Annotated in this window: 17 protein-coding genes; 6 read left to right on the top strand and 11 right to left on the bottom strand. The window is 60.4% G+C overall.

The window, feature by feature from the left end:
* Positions 1–51: 51 nt before the first annotated feature.
* From GIR22_RS23870 to GIR22_RS23860, 3 genes are all read right to left on the bottom strand, one after another.
* Positions 52–1,026, bottom strand: a complete 975-nt coding sequence (locus tag GIR22_RS23870) for a 5-oxoprolinase subunit C family protein (RefSeq protein WP_154745735.1) — start codon at positions 1,024–1,026, stop codon at positions 52–54.
* Positions 1,023–1,901: a 5-oxoprolinase subunit B family protein gene (locus tag GIR22_RS23865; protein WP_154745734.1), complete on the bottom strand. Its 879-nt coding sequence runs from the start codon at positions 1,899–1,901 to the stop codon at positions 1,023–1,025. The genes GIR22_RS23870 and GIR22_RS23865 overlap by 4 nt, the downstream gene beginning before the upstream one ends.
* Positions 1,902–1,977: 76 nt before the next feature.
* The gene (locus GIR22_RS23860; protein WP_154745733.1) at positions 1,978–2,736 is read right to left on the bottom strand and encodes a 5-oxoprolinase subunit PxpA; all 759 of its coding nucleotides are present in this window, start codon (positions 2,734–2,736) and stop codon (positions 1,978–1,980) included.
* A 148-nt stretch (positions 2,737–2,884) separates the two neighbouring features.
* Between GIR22_RS23860 and GIR22_RS23855 the strand changes: the two genes are divergently transcribed.
* Positions 2,885–3,802: a LysR family transcriptional regulator gene (locus tag GIR22_RS23855; RefSeq protein WP_154745732.1), complete on the top strand. Its 918-nt coding sequence runs from the start codon at positions 2,885–2,887 to the stop codon at positions 3,800–3,802.
* Here the strand turns inward: GIR22_RS23855 and GIR22_RS23850 are convergent.
* Positions 3,788–4,693: a LysR family transcriptional regulator gene (locus tag GIR22_RS23850; RefSeq protein WP_154745731.1), complete on the bottom strand. Its 906-nt coding sequence runs from the start codon at positions 4,691–4,693 to the stop codon at positions 3,788–3,790. The genes GIR22_RS23855 and GIR22_RS23850 overlap by 15 nt on opposite strands.
* A gap of 121 nt (positions 4,694–4,814) precedes the next feature.
* Here GIR22_RS23850 and GIR22_RS23845 point away from each other — a divergent pair, with 121 nt between their 5' ends.
* Positions 4,815–5,573, top strand: coding sequence for an SDR family NAD(P)-dependent oxidoreductase (locus GIR22_RS23845; protein ID WP_154745730.1), 759 nt, complete (start codon positions 4,815–4,817; stop codon positions 5,571–5,573).
* Positions 5,574–5,607: 34 nt separating this feature from the next.
* On the opposite strand, the gene GIR22_RS23840 is transcribed toward GIR22_RS23845, so the two are convergent.
* Positions 5,608–6,045 carry a multidrug/biocide efflux PACE transporter gene (locus tag GIR22_RS23840; protein ID WP_154745729.1) on the bottom strand — a complete coding sequence of 146 codons (438 nt, stop codon included), beginning with the start codon at positions 6,043–6,045 and terminating at the stop codon, positions 5,608–5,610.
* 88 nt (positions 6,046–6,133) lie between these two features.
* Here GIR22_RS23840 and GIR22_RS23835 point away from each other — a divergent pair, with 88 nt between their 5' ends.
* Entirely contained in the window at positions 6,134–6,988 is an 855-nt protein-coding gene (locus GIR22_RS23835; RefSeq protein WP_154745728.1) for a LysR family transcriptional regulator, read from the top strand.
* Between the two features lie 3 nt (positions 6,989–6,991).
* Here GIR22_RS23835 and GIR22_RS23830 read toward each other — a convergent pair whose 3' ends face one another.
* Complete coding sequence (locus tag GIR22_RS23830; RefSeq protein WP_154745727.1) at positions 6,992–7,834, bottom strand: LysR family transcriptional regulator; 843 nt, start codon at positions 7,832–7,834, stop codon at positions 6,992–6,994.
* Positions 7,835–7,945: 111 nt separating this feature from the next.
* On the opposite strand from GIR22_RS23830, the gene GIR22_RS23825 reads away from it, so the two are divergent.
* Positions 7,946–8,671: an SDR family oxidoreductase gene (locus tag GIR22_RS23825; protein WP_154745726.1), complete on the top strand. Its 726-nt coding sequence runs from the start codon at positions 7,946–7,948 to the stop codon at positions 8,669–8,671.
* Between the two features lie 66 nt (positions 8,672–8,737).
* Here GIR22_RS23825 and GIR22_RS23820 read toward each other — a convergent pair whose 3' ends face one another.
* The 4 genes from GIR22_RS23820 to GIR22_RS23805 form a co-directional block, all read right to left on the bottom strand.
* Positions 8,738–9,976 carry an RNA polymerase sigma factor gene (locus tag GIR22_RS23820; RefSeq protein WP_154745725.1) on the bottom strand — a complete coding sequence of 413 codons (1,239 nt, stop codon included), beginning with the start codon at positions 9,974–9,976 and terminating at the stop codon, positions 8,738–8,740.
* Positions 9,973–10,467, bottom strand: a complete 495-nt coding sequence (locus GIR22_RS23815; RefSeq protein WP_154745724.1) for an SRPBCC family protein — start codon at positions 10,465–10,467, stop codon at positions 9,973–9,975. Before GIR22_RS23815 ends, GIR22_RS23820 begins: the two co-directional genes overlap by 4 nt.
* Positions 10,468–10,500: 33 nt before the next feature.
* Positions 10,501–10,845 carry a YciI family protein gene (locus tag GIR22_RS23810; RefSeq protein WP_154745723.1) on the bottom strand — a complete coding sequence of 115 codons (345 nt, stop codon included), beginning with the start codon at positions 10,843–10,845 and terminating at the stop codon, positions 10,501–10,503.
* A gap of 66 nt (positions 10,846–10,911) precedes the next feature.
* Entirely contained in the window at positions 10,912–11,343 is a 432-nt protein-coding gene (locus GIR22_RS23805; protein ID WP_154745722.1) for a YybH family protein, read from the bottom strand.
* 146 nt (positions 11,344–11,489) lie between these two features.
* Between GIR22_RS23805 and GIR22_RS23800 the strand changes: the two genes are divergently transcribed.
* Positions 11,490–12,005, top strand: coding sequence for a GNAT family N-acetyltransferase (locus GIR22_RS23800; protein WP_154745721.1), 516 nt, complete (start codon positions 11,490–11,492; stop codon positions 12,003–12,005).
* Between the two features lie 479 nt (positions 12,006–12,484).
* Here GIR22_RS23800 and GIR22_RS23795 read toward each other — a convergent pair whose 3' ends face one another.
* On the bottom strand, positions 12,485–12,970 hold the full coding sequence (locus GIR22_RS23795) for a GyrI-like domain-containing protein (RefSeq protein WP_154745720.1): 486 nt from the start codon (positions 12,968–12,970) through the stop codon (positions 12,485–12,487).
* A 195-nt stretch (positions 12,971–13,165) separates the two neighbouring features.
* Between GIR22_RS23795 and alaC the strand changes: the two genes are divergently transcribed.
* On the top strand, positions 13,166–14,377 hold the full coding sequence (gene alaC, locus GIR22_RS23790) for an alanine transaminase (RefSeq protein WP_154745719.1): 1,212 nt from the start codon (positions 13,166–13,168) through the stop codon (positions 14,375–14,377).
* Positions 14,378–14,392 lie beyond the last annotated feature (15 nt).

Raw genomic sequence — 14,392 nt, 5'->3', positions numbered from 1 at the left:
TCGGCCCTTATCGCAGCCTCGTGCCTCGACAGCGGCTACAAGGCCATGTTGTCAGGCCCCGAAGAGCCCACCCATCACTTTCAGCCGTTTCTTGTACACCCGCCGCGCCTCCAACGCTTCCTCTAGCGTCACCGCAACAAACCCGGCCCGCTGGTTGGGCTGCATCTGCCCGATCAAGTCCAGGTCGGCACTGATCACCGTCCCAATCATTGCGTAACCGCCTCCCGATACCGCGTCCCGATGTAACACAATCGGTTCCAGGCCGGCGGGTACCTGGATCGAACCGATGGGGTAACAGCTGTCGACAATATTCGAGGGGTCGGATCCTGCGCCAAACGGCTGCTCGCGTGGCTGAAAACTCAAGGCGCTGCCGCCCTTGAAACGGTAGCCGATACGGTCCGCTTCCGAGCCGACGGTCCAGGCTTCGGCGAAGAAGCTGCTTTTCGCCGCTGCCGTCAGGCGTTCGTAATACAGCCCCGGCACCACCCGCAATGTGACATCCCCGCCCACCGATTGACGCAAGGCCATGGGCAAGCTGTTGCCCGCGCGCCCCTTGCCGTTGGTGCTACCGATGGGCAGTTCGTCGCCTTCCGCCAGCCGCCGGCCGTCAAAACCACCCAACGCCCCCAGGGTATAGGTGGAACGGCTGCCCAGCACCAAAGGCACATCTATGCCCCCCGCCACTGCCAGATACGTCCGTGCTCCGGCCTTGGGAAACTCAAACCGCAGCACCTGCCCGGCGCGCACCTGGAACGCCGTATCTTGATGCACCACCTCTCCATCCAGTCGCGGAGCCATCAGCGCTCCGCTCAAGGCTACCAAGGCGTCCTGCCGAAACTCCAGCTCCGGGCCGATCAACGTGCATTCCAACCCTGCTGCACCGGCCGGATTGCCCACCAAGTGATTGGCCGCGCTCAACGCGTACTGATCCAGTGCACCGGACGGTGGAATGCCCAAGTGGTAGTAACCTTCACGCCCCAGGTCTTGCACCGAGGTGGCGAGGCCGGGTTTGAGAACCTTGATCATGCCAGCGCCTCCTGCAGGGACTTCGGGTAACCGACGGGGTCGGCGAGAAAGGCATCGAGGGAAAATTCCACCGGGCGGATGCGCAAGTCGAAACTCCCCGCCTCGACCTGGGCGATTGCCACGTCATAGGCCTCGCGGTCCATGGCTTTGAACTGGACGATATCGCCCGGGCGAAAGAACACCATGTGTTCCTTGAGGTAAGCCAACTGCTGCGCCGGGTCGTAGATGGGTGCCGGGGTCACGCCGAACATCTGGTAACCACCGGCCCCGCGTACCGAATAGATACAGCCGAAGCAGCCACCATGGCCGAGGGTCAACTTCGGCGTGTCAGTACGCGGGCGCAGGTATTTGGGCACCTGTAACTGGCGCTCGCGCTCCACCATCTGGAACATGAACGGCAGCCCGGCAACGAAACCAACCATCGAGACAAACCACGGCGCACCACTATGAGCGGCGATAAAGGCCTCGACATCCGCCAGGCCGTTGATTCGCGCCGCGTACTCCAGGTCGGTACCACTGGGGTCTTGATGGCGGTCGCGAAAACGCATCAGGGTCTCCAAGGTCCAGGGGTCGTTGTACAGCACCGGAATTTCGATGATCCGTGTATGCAAGATACGTTCGGCCACGGCCTGGGCTTCGGCGCTCTGTACAGCATCAAGCAGCACATGGGGCGCGATGCGATCCGGGTCGAAGCGGATCTGGAACGAAGCGTTGGCCAGGCAAACGTCCAGCACACCGTCCAGGGCCAGGCGCTCCACCGCACGGGTGACCGCCATGCCCTTGAAGAAGGCCTCCAGGGACATGCTCTCGCTGACTTCGGCAAACAGATGTTCATCACCGCCAAAGCTGTAGCGGATCGGGGAAGATTCGGCCATGTCTGTTCCTCTTGGAATCATTGTAGAAAGGCAGGCAAACAATCATGCAAACCCGGTGTCTGGGCACCGGTGTCTTTTATCGCGGGGTGCGTACTTCAATCCCCGCTTGATCCAGCGCCGCCCGTGTCGCTTCCACCAGGTCAAGGGCGCCGGGGGTATCACTGTGCAGGCAGATGGAATCGAATTCGATGGGCAAGTCTTCACCTTCCACGGTCCGCACCACACCGCTCTGGCAAGCACGCACCACCCGCGCGGCGACGGTCGCCGGATCCAGCGCCCGGACATTGCGGGTAAAAACGATAGAGCCCGAAAGATCGTACTCACGGTCAGCGTAAAACTCTCGCACTACCGGTTGGCCAAGTTCCTGGGCAATGCGCCAGATCACCGAGCCGGGCATGCAATACAGGCGCAGCGTCGGCTCGACGAGTTGCAGGTTTTCCACCAGCAGGCGTGCCGCTTCTTCGTCACGGGCCAGGTGCATGTACAGCGCACCATGAGGCTTGATGTGTTGCAGGGAAACCCCTTGGGCCCGGGCGATTTCCCGCAGGGCGCCGAGTTGGTAGAGCATGTCGTCCACCAGCTCCTGGGCCGGCGCGTTGATGTGGCGACGGCCAAAACCCACCAGGTCGCGAAACCCGGGATGGGCACCAATAGCCACCCCCAATTGCTTGGCGCGCTCGACAGTGCGACGCATGGTGCCAGGGTCGCCGGCATGAAAGCCGGTGGCGATGTTGGCCGAACTGATAAACGCCATCAGCTCGTTATCCACACCGTCGCCAATGGTCCAGGGGCCAAAGCCTTCGCCCATGTCCGAATTGAAATCCACTGCCTGCATCGGGGTTACTCCACGAAAGTTCATGCCATGAAAATTAGGCTGTCACTTGACCCCTTGGGAAGATCTATTATCAGATAGGCTATCTTCTGAAAAACAGATACTGCTCGCTCCCACCCAGTGCGCAGGAACGATCACTGTGGAGCGTTCAATGTCCCTCACCCTGCGCCAGGTTCGCTACTTCGTCGCCACCGCCGAGATCGGCCAGATCTCCCAGGCGGCGATTCACCTGAACATCTCCCAATCCGCCGTGACCACGGCGATCAAGGAGCTGGAAGCCATGCTCGGTGTGCAACTGTTTGTGCGCTCGGCCCAGGGCATGAGCCTGACCGATGCCGGGCGGCACTTCCTGAACCGGGCCTATGTGATTGTGCGCAGTGTCGATGACGCCCTGAACAGCCCGCTACCTGACTACCGCGCCAGCGGTGTGCTGCGGGTGGCCGCCAGCTACACCGTGCTCGGTTACTTCCTGCCACACCATTTGCAGCGCATGGAGCACTGGCATCCCGACGTGACCATCGAGGTTTTCGAGCAGGAACGCCAGGCCATTGAACAGGGTTTGCTGGACGGCCACTTCGACATGGCCGTGGTCCTCACCGCCAACCTCACCCACCCGGACATTGTTTCGCAAACCCTATTTAATTCCGAGCGTCGACTGTGGCTGCCCAGCCATCATCCGCTATGCGAACGCGCCGCCGTCAGCCTCGCCGATGTGGCCGGGCAACCGTATATCTTCCTGACCGTCGACGAAGCCGAACAAAGTGCCATGCGCTACTGGGAACAAGCCGGGCAAATGCCCAAGGTACGGCTGCGTACCAGCTCGGTGGAAGCGGTGCGCAGCATGGTCGCCAACGGCAGCGGCGTGGCGATTCTGTCGGACCTGGTGCACCGCCCCTGGTCCCTGGAGGGCAAGCGCATCGAGACGGTAAGCGTAACTGACCCAATAACGCCGATGAGTGTCGGCCTGGCCTGGCATCGCGAACGTACGTTTACACCGGCGATGCAGGCGTTCCGGGACTACTTCCACGATGCCTTCCTCGCCCCGCAACAGTTGTCATCCCGCCGTTAAAGCGCCTTGCAGGGTGGCCGCCAGCCAATCCATGAACACCCGCACCCGCAACGGCAAATGCCGCTGGCCCGCGTATAACAGCGACACATCCAACGCGGGCCCCGGATACTCAGGCAATACCGCCACCAACTCGCCACTGGCCAGTAACTCGCCAATCCCCAACAGCGGCACCTGGATCAAGCCAAAGCCACCCAGGCAGGCCGATTGATAAGCGTCGGTGCTGTTGACCGTGACCCGCCCGGCCATGGCTACGTGCTGCACCTTGTTGCCATGCTGGTACTCGAACCCCGGCGAGCGCGCGCCCAGCGGGCGTACGTAATGCACCAACTGGTGATTGGCCAGGTCGGCCAGGGTCTTGGGCACGCCATAACGTTGCAGGTAGGCAGGGCTGGCACAGTTGATCATCGGCATGCTGCACAACAGCCGCGCCACCACAGACTGGTCCGGCTGTGCCCCCACCCGCAGCACACAATCGAAACCTTCGGCCAGTAGATCCACCTGACGATCGGTGCTGCTGATCTCCAGCTCAACCAGCGGATGTCGATCCATGAATTCAGGCAAGTGCGGCAGAATCAGTTTACGGGCCATGACATTGGGCATATCGATACGGATTCGCCCGATCAGCTGCGCCTCGTCCTGGCGAAACAGGCCTTCGAGTTCCTCCATGTGCGACAACAAATCCTTGCTGCGCTCATACAACACCCGGCCATCCTGAGTCGCCTGGACCCTGCGAGTGGTGCGCTGCAACAGGCGGGCCCCGAGCAGTTCTTCCAGGGCCTGGACATGCTCGGACACGGTGGAGCGTGGCAAGCCAAGGCTCACGCCCGCTTGGGTAAAACTCGACAATTCGGAGACGCGAACAAAGGTACGCAGCAGTTCCAGCTTATTCATGACCCAGGCCCTGATTGTTCGGTTTGCCCGGTCAGTGAATCCGGTTCAGCTCTGTTTATCACGTAATGACCGTACAAATACACTTAGTCCCACGATCAATCACCACTACGAGGACTTCACCATGACCCGTAAAATCGCACTCATCACCGGCGCCAGTCGCGGCTTGGGCAAAAGCGCTGCACTGCACCTGGCGGCACAAGGCGTGGATATTATCGGCACCTACCACAGCAAGGCCGACGAAGCCCAATCGGTGGTCGCGCAGATTGAAAAGCTCGGTGGCCGTGGGGCCATGCTGAAATTGGATGTCAGCCAGAGCTCGACGTTCGCAGCCTTTACCGCCGAGGTCGGCACCTTGCTGAAGAACGTTTTCGCCCAGGATCACTTTGACTTCCTGATCAACAATGCAGGTATCGGGGCCCACGCAAGCTTTGCTGATACCAGCGAAGAACAGTTCGATCAGATGGTCGCCATCCATCTCAAAGGCCCGTTCTTCCTGACACAGAACCTGCTGGCGCTGATCGCCGACGGTGGCCGGATCCTCAACATCTCCAGCGGCCTGACCCGTTTCAGCCTGCCGGGCTATTCGGCTTACGCTTCGATGAAAGGCGCGGTGGAAGTGCTGACCCGCTACCAGGCCAAGGAGTTGGGCACTCGTGGTATCAGCGTCAACACTCTGGCCCCAGGTGCGATTGCCACCGACTTCGGTGGTGGCGCGGTGCGCGATAACACCGACCTCAATACCTTTGTCGCCAGCAATACCGCCCTGGGTCGAGTCGGCCTGCCGGACGACATTGGCGGGGCGATTTCCACCCTGCTGGCCGACGGTGGTCACTGGATCACCGGGCAGCGTGTCGAAGCCTCGGGTGGGATGTTTTTGTAGTCCCGCGCCGAATCAGGAGCCGGCACGCTGGCTCCTACGCTGCCAGCGCTCGCCGCTGCAAAAACTTCTCCCGCAGCACGTCATAACCCCAGTGGTACACAAAGGTGTACGGCAGGAAGAACAGCAATACGCCGATGTCGAGGATGAAGGCCTGCATCAGACTGATGTTCAGCCAGGCAGCAATCAATGGCACACAGACAATGATCAGGCCGCCTTCGAACATCAGGGCGTGCAGCACCCGGCTCCAGCCGCCATTGCTCAGTTGCAGGCGCACCTTGAGACGGTCGAACAGGCTGTTGAAAATAATGTTCCAGGTCAGCGCCATAATGCTGATGGCCAAAGTTACCGCACCCATCTCCAGCGCGGGCCTGCCCGTGATCCAGACCAACAGCGGGGTACAGATCAACAAGGCCAGGCCCTCGAAGCCGATGGCCTGAAAAAAGCGTTCAGTGATGGTTTTGGTAGGGCTCATGACCCGTGCTCCGTGAGTGACTATGGTTGCCATAATCACCCTCCAAGCCGATACTTCATAACCATTAACCATCGACCAGGGCGATAGTATGGCTTCCCATGAAGTGCTCCAGGCGTTTGTCCAAGCGGCAACCCAGGGTTCGTTTTCGGCCGCGGCGCGCAAACTGGGCAAAAGCCAGTCCACCGTCAGCGCGGCAGTGGCGAGCCTGGAGATTGACTTGGATGTGGTGCTGTTTGACCGCAGCAGCCGCAAGCCGACCCTGACCCCGGCAGGCCATGTGTTGCTGCAACGGGCCGAGCAAGTGTTGGAGGCCAGTAACCGCCTGGAGCTGGCGGCCAGCCAGTTGTCCCAGGGGTTGGAACCCAAGCTCAGTATCGCGATGTCCGATACTTATCAGTCCAAGCGTTTCGAAACCGCCATCGCAGCCTTTGAACAGCGCTATCCGGACCTGGAACTGGAATGCCTGATCGCCGAATGCGAAGACCTGATTGCCCTGGTGCAAAGCGGCCGGGCACAGATTGCCTTTATCGAAATGCAGCAGGTATATCCGCCAGACCTGACCCGTGCACCGGTGGAAGAACGCACGGAAATCGCCCTGTTCGTCTCCCCCAAACATCCACTGGCGAGCCTTGAGGGCATCGACCAGCGGACTCTGGAGCAACACCGTGAACTGCGTCTGGCAAGCATCATCAAATCCAATGAAACCCGCGCCGCGGGCCGGGTATGGTCGGCGCCCAGTTATCTGATGTTGATGGAAATGGCACAACTGGGTTTCGGCTGGGCCCCGTTGCCGTGCTGGCTGGTGGAGCGCTTTGGCGCCGGCACTCTGCACCCGCTCAAGGTCCGAGGCTGGCCGCGCTCGGTGGCGGTGGACGCTTTGTGGTCACGCCAACATCCCCCGGGGCCGGCGGGAAGCTGGTTGCTGGAAAAGATGCTCGAGTAACCCTCAAGCTGCTTCGATCTGTGGCGGCTGATGGCTCTGGAAGTACTCATGCAGCGCCCGCAACGCCGGCAACTCCAGCGCCTGGGCGGCGAAGCACAGGCCCACCCGCCGGGTCGGTGCCGGCAAGTGCCACGGGCGAATGACCACGCCTGTGCGCCCGGCCGCCAAGGACTGCGGCAACATCGCCACGCCCACCCCTGCCGCCACCATATGCAGCGCCTGGGTCAACGAACCGGCATGCCCGCCCACTGACTGGGACGAACGCCCGTACAAGGCCATCAGGCGCTGGTGGGAAACATGTAGCGGGCAGGTGATCCAGTCCTCGATCGGCGCCCAGGCCTGCTCTTTTACGCCTTGGGCCATCGGATGAGCGGCGGGCAGCGCCATGACGTAGGGCTCTTCCCAAAGCGGCAGGAATAACTCGTCCTCGCAGCACATTTCTTCCACCGCCAACCGCCCCTCGCCTTGACAGCCTTCCTGCAAGGTCAGCAGCAAACCCGGCAAGCCTTGATGGGCCATGCGCAGGAAGGTTTCGATCTGGCTGTGGCCAATATCGCCCTCAACCCCCAACTCCAGGGTGATGCGGTTCTCTCGTCCGCGAAACAACCGGCTCAAGGCATCGGCTTCGGCCACCATGCGCCGGGCCTGTGGGTATAGCACCCGAGCCTCATCACTGACCTCCACTCCTCGGGGTTGACGCACAAACAGGGCCACGCCGAGCTCCTCCTCCAATTGCTTGATGGTCACTGACAAGGTCGGTTGACTGATAAACAGACGCTGGGCGGCGACGGTGATGTTGCGCTCCTCGAACACTGCGAGAAAGGCTTTTAGGTGACGGACATCCATAGATAATACCGATGACAGACAGAGGAATAAGGCATTTTTCAGCCATCAATAGACTAAATATACTTCGCCCACGCTTTAGTCATTTGTTTTTTTTATTTCAGGAGTTCTTACATGAGCAAGCCACTGATCATTATCACTGGGGCCAGCTCCGGCATTGGCGAAGCCACCGCGCGCTTGCTGTCGGCCGCCGGCCACCCGCTGCTGCTGTTGGCCCGGCGTATCGATCGGCTCAACGCCCTAGAGTTGCCGAACACCTTGAGCCATGGTGTCGACATCACCGACCGTGCAGCACTGGTGGCCGCCGTGCAGGAAGCCGAGGCGCAATTTGGCCCGGCGGACGCGCTGATCAACAATGCCGGCGTGATGCTACTGGGCAGCATTAGCGAACAGGATCCTGCGCAGTGGGAACAGATGCTCGACGTCAACGTAAAGGGCTTGCTCAATGGTATTCACGCTGTCGCCGCCAGCATGGTGGCGCGCAACGCCGGCACGATCATCAACGTCAGCTCGGTGGCCGGGCGCAAGACTTTTCCCAATCATGTCGCCTACGTGGGTACCAAGTTCGCGGTCCACGGGATTTCAGAAAACCTTCGGGAAGAATTGGCGCCGCACAATGTACGAGTGACCACTATTGCGCCGGGGGCGGTGGAAACCGAGCTGTTGAGCCATACTACCGATGAGGCTATCAAAACCGGCTACCAGGCCTGGAAGAAGGACATGGGCGGGGCGGTGTTGAGTGTTGATGATGTGGCGTCAGCGATTGCCTATGCCTATCAGCAGCCGCAGCATGTGTGCATTCGGGAAATTGTGTTGGCGGCGACGCGGCAGCAGGCGTAATTCACAAGACACATCAAAGGGGGCTGGCGTTGGTGCCATCCAGCACAGCCCCACATTAGGCTTTCATTATTCCGACTGACAGAGTTCGGCCAAACGCCGCTCGATAAAGCGTTTTTCCGGCACCTGTTGCGTCAATGCCAACGCCTTTTCATACGCGACCCGCGCCTCCTGCACCCTTCCCAACTGCCGACAAAACTCCCCCCGCGCCGAATAGGCCAGGTGATAATCCAGCAACTCACCTCGATTCAAAATCCTGTCCACCTGCTGCAACCCCGCCAATGGTCCATCCCGCATGGCCAACGCCACCGCGCGATTGAGTTCGATCACCGGTGACGGCACTGCTCTTAGCAGTACGTCGTAAAGCCCGACAATCTGTGGCCAATCAGTGTCGGCTGCGCTTTGCGCTTCAGCATGTACGGCCGCAATCGCCGCCTGCAGGCAGTAAGGCCCAAAGCGCCGTGTGGTCAGCGCTTTCTCCACCTGGGCGCAGCCTTCGGCAATTAGCGAAGCGTCCCACTGCGAGCGATCCTGTTCATCCAACAGCACCAACTCACCACTGGTCGAGGTTCGTGCCGGGCGCCGAGACTCGTGAAGCAGCATCAGCGCCAGCAGGCCCATGACTTCCGGCTCGGCGGGCAACAGCTCCAGCAATAACCGTCCGAGGCGAATGGCTTCACGGGTCAGGTCTTCACGGGTCAGGTCGGTGCCCATGGACGCCGAATAGCCTTCGTTGAACACCAGGTAAATCACCTGCAACACGCTGTCCAGACGTTCGGACAATTCGGCCAGTGACGGCACTTGATAGGGAATCTTCGCCTCGCGGATCTTGCCCTTGGCCCGCACGATACGCTGGGCAATGGTGGCCGGCGTGACGAGAAAGGCCCGGGCGATTTCCTCGGTGGTCAGGTCGCAGATTTCCCGCAGGGTCAGCGCTGCCTGGGCATCCGCCGCCAGGGCCGGGTGGCAGCAGGTGAAGATCAGGCGCAGGCGATCATCTTCCACTTCATCATCACTCCACTGCGCCTCTTCCAGCTCCTCGGCCTGGGCCAGCAATACCGCCTGGGATGCGGCAAACCTGGCCTGCCGACGTAAACGATCAATGGCCTTGAAGCGCCCGGTGGACACCAGCCAGGCCCGGGGATTAGCCGGCACGCCGTCCTGCTGCCAGCGCTCGACCGCAACGAAGAACGCCTCGTGCAAGGCTTCTTCAGCGAGGTCGAAGTCGCCGAGCAGGCGAATCAGGGTCGCGAGGATGCGCCGTGACTCACTGCGATAGATCGCCTCGACCTGGGCCTTGATCGTCAATCGTGCATGCCTTCGGTCACCAACATCACCAGCCGATCCAGGCTCTGCCCCCAGCCGTCATGAAAGCCCATGGCCTCATGGGCCTGTTTGTCTTCGGCACTCCAGTGCATGGCGCGGGCGGTGTAGAGGGTCTTGCCGTCAATCTCCTCAAAGGTGATTTCGGCGGTCATGAACGGCTTGCTCGACGGAATCCAGCCCGGGCTGTAGGCATCGGTAAACACCAGCCGGCGGGGTGCGACGATCTCCAGGAACACGCCCTGGGTCGGGTACTCGGCACCATCGGGGGCACGCATCAGGGTACGAAACAGGCCACCGACCCACAGGTTCATTTCGCACTCCGGTGTAGTCATACCGTGGGGGCCCCACCATTTTTGCAGCAGGGCCGGCTCCGTCCAGGCGCGAAACACCCGGCTGCGAGGCGCATCGATCACGCGGCTGATGGACAGCTCGAATTCGGCGGGCGGCGCGCCCGCCAGGGCTTGGGTAGCCATGGGTAAACCTCCTGAACCTTATGATTGTTGTGATCAGAGATTCAATTCACGCACCGGGCGTACTTCCACACTGCCGACCCGCGCTGCCGGGATGCCACCGGCCACCTGGAGCGCTTCGTTCAGGTCCTTGGCATCAATCAGGTAGAACCCGGCAAGCTGCTCCTTGGTTTCGGCAAACGGGCCATCGGTAATCGACAACTTGCCGTTACGCATGCGTACGGTGGTGGCAGTCTGCACCGACTCCAGCGCCTCGGCGGCGAGCATCCGCCCACTGCCCTGGATCAACTCGGCGTAGGCGAAGCACTCGGGGTCCTTGGGGCTTTCGGGCAGGCTGTGGAGCAACTGCTCGTCACTGTAGACCAGGCATAGGTATTTCATACGTTTCTCCGTTTTCGGACTATCAACTATGGCTGCAGATCGACAATTTGCCGACTTTCCCGACGATCAGGGTTCCAGCTCGAACAGGCCTGCCCCGGTTTGCATGTCAAAAGGCGCAGACCAGTGCTCGTGGACCACCTTCCATTGCCCATCGATGCGCTGATAACCCGCAGTGACGCGCATCCAGCACGCCTTCACCACACCGTCCGGCCCGGCACCGCCACAGTGCGCCAGCCAATGGGCGAAGGCACTGTCGGAAGCCGGCACGATGTGCAGTTCATGAAAGTCGAAAATACCTGGGCCGGGGCACACCTTCATGCACTCTTCCCAATGGGCGCGGTAAGCGGCCTTGCCCTTGAATTGCAGGGCGCTCACAGCATCGAAGGCAACAATGTCGTCGGCATAGAAGCTGACGATGCGGTTGATGTCCTTGGTGACCACCGCTTGCTGCCAATCGTTGATCAAGGTGCTGATATCGGTTTTAACCTGGGTGTTCATGGCGATACTCCTGTGGGAAAAATCACTGAAGACACCCTTAGTCGAGTGGGCCATCGACAAATCGACACGCTCGCAAAAAATAAATGCGGGCGCAACAAACCGGCTAGAATTTGCGACCTCTCTGTAGGAACCTGGATGCCCCACCAATGGAAACCCGCCTTGTTGCCTATGAGACGCTGACCGCTGCCCAACAACAGCAACTCCGTGCCCTCGAAGTCCACCCCGAACAGCTGTCTTTTTCCGGCGATATCTACTGCGCACTGAACACCCTGCTGGTCAACCCCAGCCCAGGCGTCAAGGGCTTCGCCCTGCTGGCCGATGACATCCCCGTGGCTTTCCTCCTACTCAAACGCCCTCCCTGCCTGCCCCACTGGGCCGACGAGCACAGCGCCACCCTGCACGCCCTGCAAGTCGATCGCAGCAAACAGGGGCAAGGATTCGGCAAGGCCTGCCTGCAAGCATTACCCGCCGCTGCGCGGCTGGCGTGGCCACAGATCAAGGCGCTGGAATTATCGGTGGACCATGACAATGTGGCGGCGATGGGGTTGTATTTACAGTTGGGGTGGGTGGATAGCGGTGAGGCTTACAAGGGGCGGGTTGGGTATGAGCGTCGGCTGGCGCTGGTATTTGGTCAGGGCGCGCTTGACAGGAAATCCAGGTAACGCATGCATGACTTAACATGCATAAAGTAATGGTTACGCGACATGGATTTTTCAGTTATCCCTCAACAAGTCGGCAGTCAGGTTCGTTCAATGCGCCAGCGGGTTTGCTTAACGCCTGGGCATCCTCGATTTTGCGAAAACCTGCGATATCGAGAACCCCGAGGAGCGTATCCGGAATCTGCTCCAGGCCCTTGAGACTGTTCTCAAGCGCGAAGACGACTATTGCCGACAAGCTCCCAATGTTGCCCAAGCGCTTCGCAAGTCCGCACAGGACTACCAGCGCAGTTTTGGTGGCTAGCCCTATCGACCACAGGTATCTACACAACGTCTGAAGCCCTGGTACTGGCGACTGCTGCGCAGCCGATCGCAGGCTGCGCCAGCGGCTACAGGAATAGATACCTATGCCTATCGGCCTGACTCATACACTCATCTATGGATAATATGATCGGGAGCGAGCTTACTCGCGCCCAAGGTCAGGGTTATGCCACCGTTGCTTCGACAGGCAACCAGACTTCCACCGTACCCGTGCCCTTCCCCACATCAAAGTCTGCGCTATAACGCTCGAAATCAGGGCCGGCGATCGCGTACCCGGAGTGCGGCAGCCACTCGAACATGATTCGCTCATACGTCTGCGCAAGCGCCTGCACCGGGCCGTAGTGAGGGAACACCGCATAGTGATGAGCCGGGATTTCGATGGACTCGAAGTTACTCGGCACGTCGCCCTTGGCCGGTACTTCAACACCGGCGAGGTAGTCGAACTCACCGTGATTGGTGTTGTAGCACACGCCATAAGTCACGCCGCCCACGCGCTTTTTGATGTCCTTGATGCAGGTGTCGAACAATTCCCACAACCGGGGAATATCCCCCTGGGTGGCCTTGCCGTAACGGCCGCCGACGCCTGCGATTACCAGAGCCTTGCCCTCTTCCAGGCGCGGTTGCAGCGGTAGTTTTGTCTGTTGATCCATCTGAACAGTCTCCTTCGATGAGGGCACAAACCCGCATCGAGTATAGGGGCATATCCACACATCGCTCCATGCAGAAATTTTTCCTGCACCATCTGGACAACGGGCCATCATCGCCCGTATTGTCTGCCTCGCAGGCCACCGCAGTGGCCGACGTCGCTCGGACGGTTCCGGGCGCTTACGTACTTCGAGGCAACAATGGCAGACCTTGGTTCGCCGCGCCGCTTTGCGCGCATAGATCGACTCCCCCCTTACGTGTTCAACATCACAGCCGAGCTGAAGATGGCCGCCCGTCGTCGTGGCGAAGACATCATCGACTTGAGCATGGGCAACCCCGACGGCCCGACTCCCCCGCATATTGTGGAGAAACTGGTGACCGTCGCCCGACGTGAAGACACCCACGGCTACTCCACCTCCAAAGGCATTCCGCGTCTGCGCCGGGCTATTTCGCACTGGTACAAGGACCGCTATGAAGTGGATATCGATCCTGAGACCGAGGCCATCGTCACCATCGGCTCCAAGGAAGGCCTGGCGCACTTGATGCTGGCCACCCTCGACCAGGGCGACACCGTACTGGTACCCAACCCCAGTTACCCGATTCACATCTACGGTGCCGTGATTGCCGGCGCCCAGGTGCGCTCGGTGCCGCTAATCCCGGGCGTGGACTTTTTCGCCGAGTTGGAGCGGGCGATTCGCGGCTCGATCCCCAAGCCGAAAATGATGATCCTCGGCTTCCCGTCCAACCCCACCGCCCAGTGCGTGGAGCTGGACTTCTTCGAGCGGGTGATCGCCCTGGCCAAACAGTACGACGTGCTGGTGGTGCATGACCTGGCCTACGCCGACATCGTCTACGACGGCTGGAAAGCCCCCTCGATCATGCAGGTACCAGGGGCCAAGGACATTGCAGTGGAGTTTTTCACCCTGTCCAAGAGCTACAACATGGCTGGATGGCGTATTGGTTTCATGGTCGGCAACCCGGAACTGGTCAACGCCCTGGCGCGGATCAAGAGTTACCACGACTACGGCACTTTCACCCCGCTGCAAGTGGCAGCGATTGCGGCGCTGGAAGGCGATCAACAGTGCGTGAAGGACATTGCCGAGCAGTATCGCCAGCGTCGTAACGTGCTGGTCAAGGGCCTGCATGAGCTGGGTTGGATGGTCGAAAACCCCAAGGCGTCGATGTACGTCTGGGCGAAGATTCCCCAGGCTTATGCAGAGATGGGCTCACTGGAATTTGCCAAGAAACTGCTGCAGGAGGCGAAGGTGTGCGTGTCGCCGGGCATCGGCTTTGGTGAGTACGGCGATGACCATGTGCGCTTTGCGCTGATCGAGAACCAGGACCGGATTCGCCAGGCTGTGCGGGGAATTCGCGGGATGTTCAAGGCCGATGGGTTAGCCCAGAAAGCCTGACGCCCGACCGACCCA

It is taken from the genome of Pseudomonas karstica (assembly GCF_009707515.1).
GTDB lineage: Bacteria > Pseudomonadota > Gammaproteobacteria > Pseudomonadales > Pseudomonadaceae > Aquipseudomonas > Aquipseudomonas karstica.
Note: the sequence above shows the minus strand (reverse complement) of the source record. Positions and strands in the feature narration are given on the sequence as shown.

Coding starts and splice junctions, on each gene's coding strand:
- GIR22_RS23870 (WP_154745735.1), bottom strand. CDS start 1,026: ATGATCAAGGTTCTCAAACCCGGCCTCGCCACCTCGGTGCAAGACCTG.
- GIR22_RS23865 (WP_154745734.1), bottom strand. CDS start 1,901: ATGGCCGAATCTTCCCCGATCCGCTACAGCTTTGGCGGTGATGAACAT.
- GIR22_RS23860 (WP_154745733.1), bottom strand. CDS start 2,736: ATGCAGGCAGTGGATTTCAATTCGGACATGGGCGAAGGCTTTGGCCCC.
- GIR22_RS23855 (WP_154745732.1), top strand. CDS start 2,885: ATGTCCCTCACCCTGCGCCAGGTTCGCTACTTCGTCGCCACCGCCGAG.
- GIR22_RS23850 (WP_154745731.1), bottom strand. CDS start 4,693: ATGAATAAGCTGGAACTGCTGCGTACCTTTGTTCGCGTCTCCGAATTG.
- GIR22_RS23845 (WP_154745730.1), top strand. CDS start 4,815: ATGACCCGTAAAATCGCACTCATCACCGGCGCCAGTCGCGGCTTGGGC.
- GIR22_RS23840 (WP_154745729.1), bottom strand. CDS start 6,045: ATGAGCCCTACCAAAACCATCACTGAACGCTTTTTTCAGGCCATCGGC.
- GIR22_RS23835 (WP_154745728.1), top strand. CDS start 6,134: ATGGCTTCCCATGAAGTGCTCCAGGCGTTTGTCCAAGCGGCAACCCAG.
- GIR22_RS23830 (WP_154745727.1), bottom strand. CDS start 7,834: ATGGATGTCCGTCACCTAAAAGCCTTTCTCGCAGTGTTCGAGGAGCGC.
- GIR22_RS23825 (WP_154745726.1), top strand. CDS start 7,946: ATGAGCAAGCCACTGATCATTATCACTGGGGCCAGCTCCGGCATTGGC.
- GIR22_RS23815 (WP_154745724.1), bottom strand. CDS start 10,467: ATGGCTACCCAAGCCCTGGCGGGCGCGCCGCCCGCCGAATTCGAGCTG.
- GIR22_RS23810 (WP_154745723.1), bottom strand. CDS start 10,845: ATGAAATACCTATGCCTGGTCTACAGTGACGAGCAGTTGCTCCACAGC.
- GIR22_RS23805 (WP_154745722.1), bottom strand. CDS start 11,343: ATGAACACCCAGGTTAAAACCGATATCAGCACCTTGATCAACGATTGG.
- GIR22_RS23800 (WP_154745721.1), top strand. CDS start 11,490: ATGGAAACCCGCCTTGTTGCCTATGAGACGCTGACCGCTGCCCAACAA.
- GIR22_RS23795 (WP_154745720.1), bottom strand. CDS start 12,970: ATGGATCAACAGACAAAACTACCGCTGCAACCGCGCCTGGAAGAGGGC.
- alaC (WP_154745719.1), top strand. CDS start 13,166: ATGGCAGACCTTGGTTCGCCGCGCCGCTTTGCGCGCATAGATCGACTC.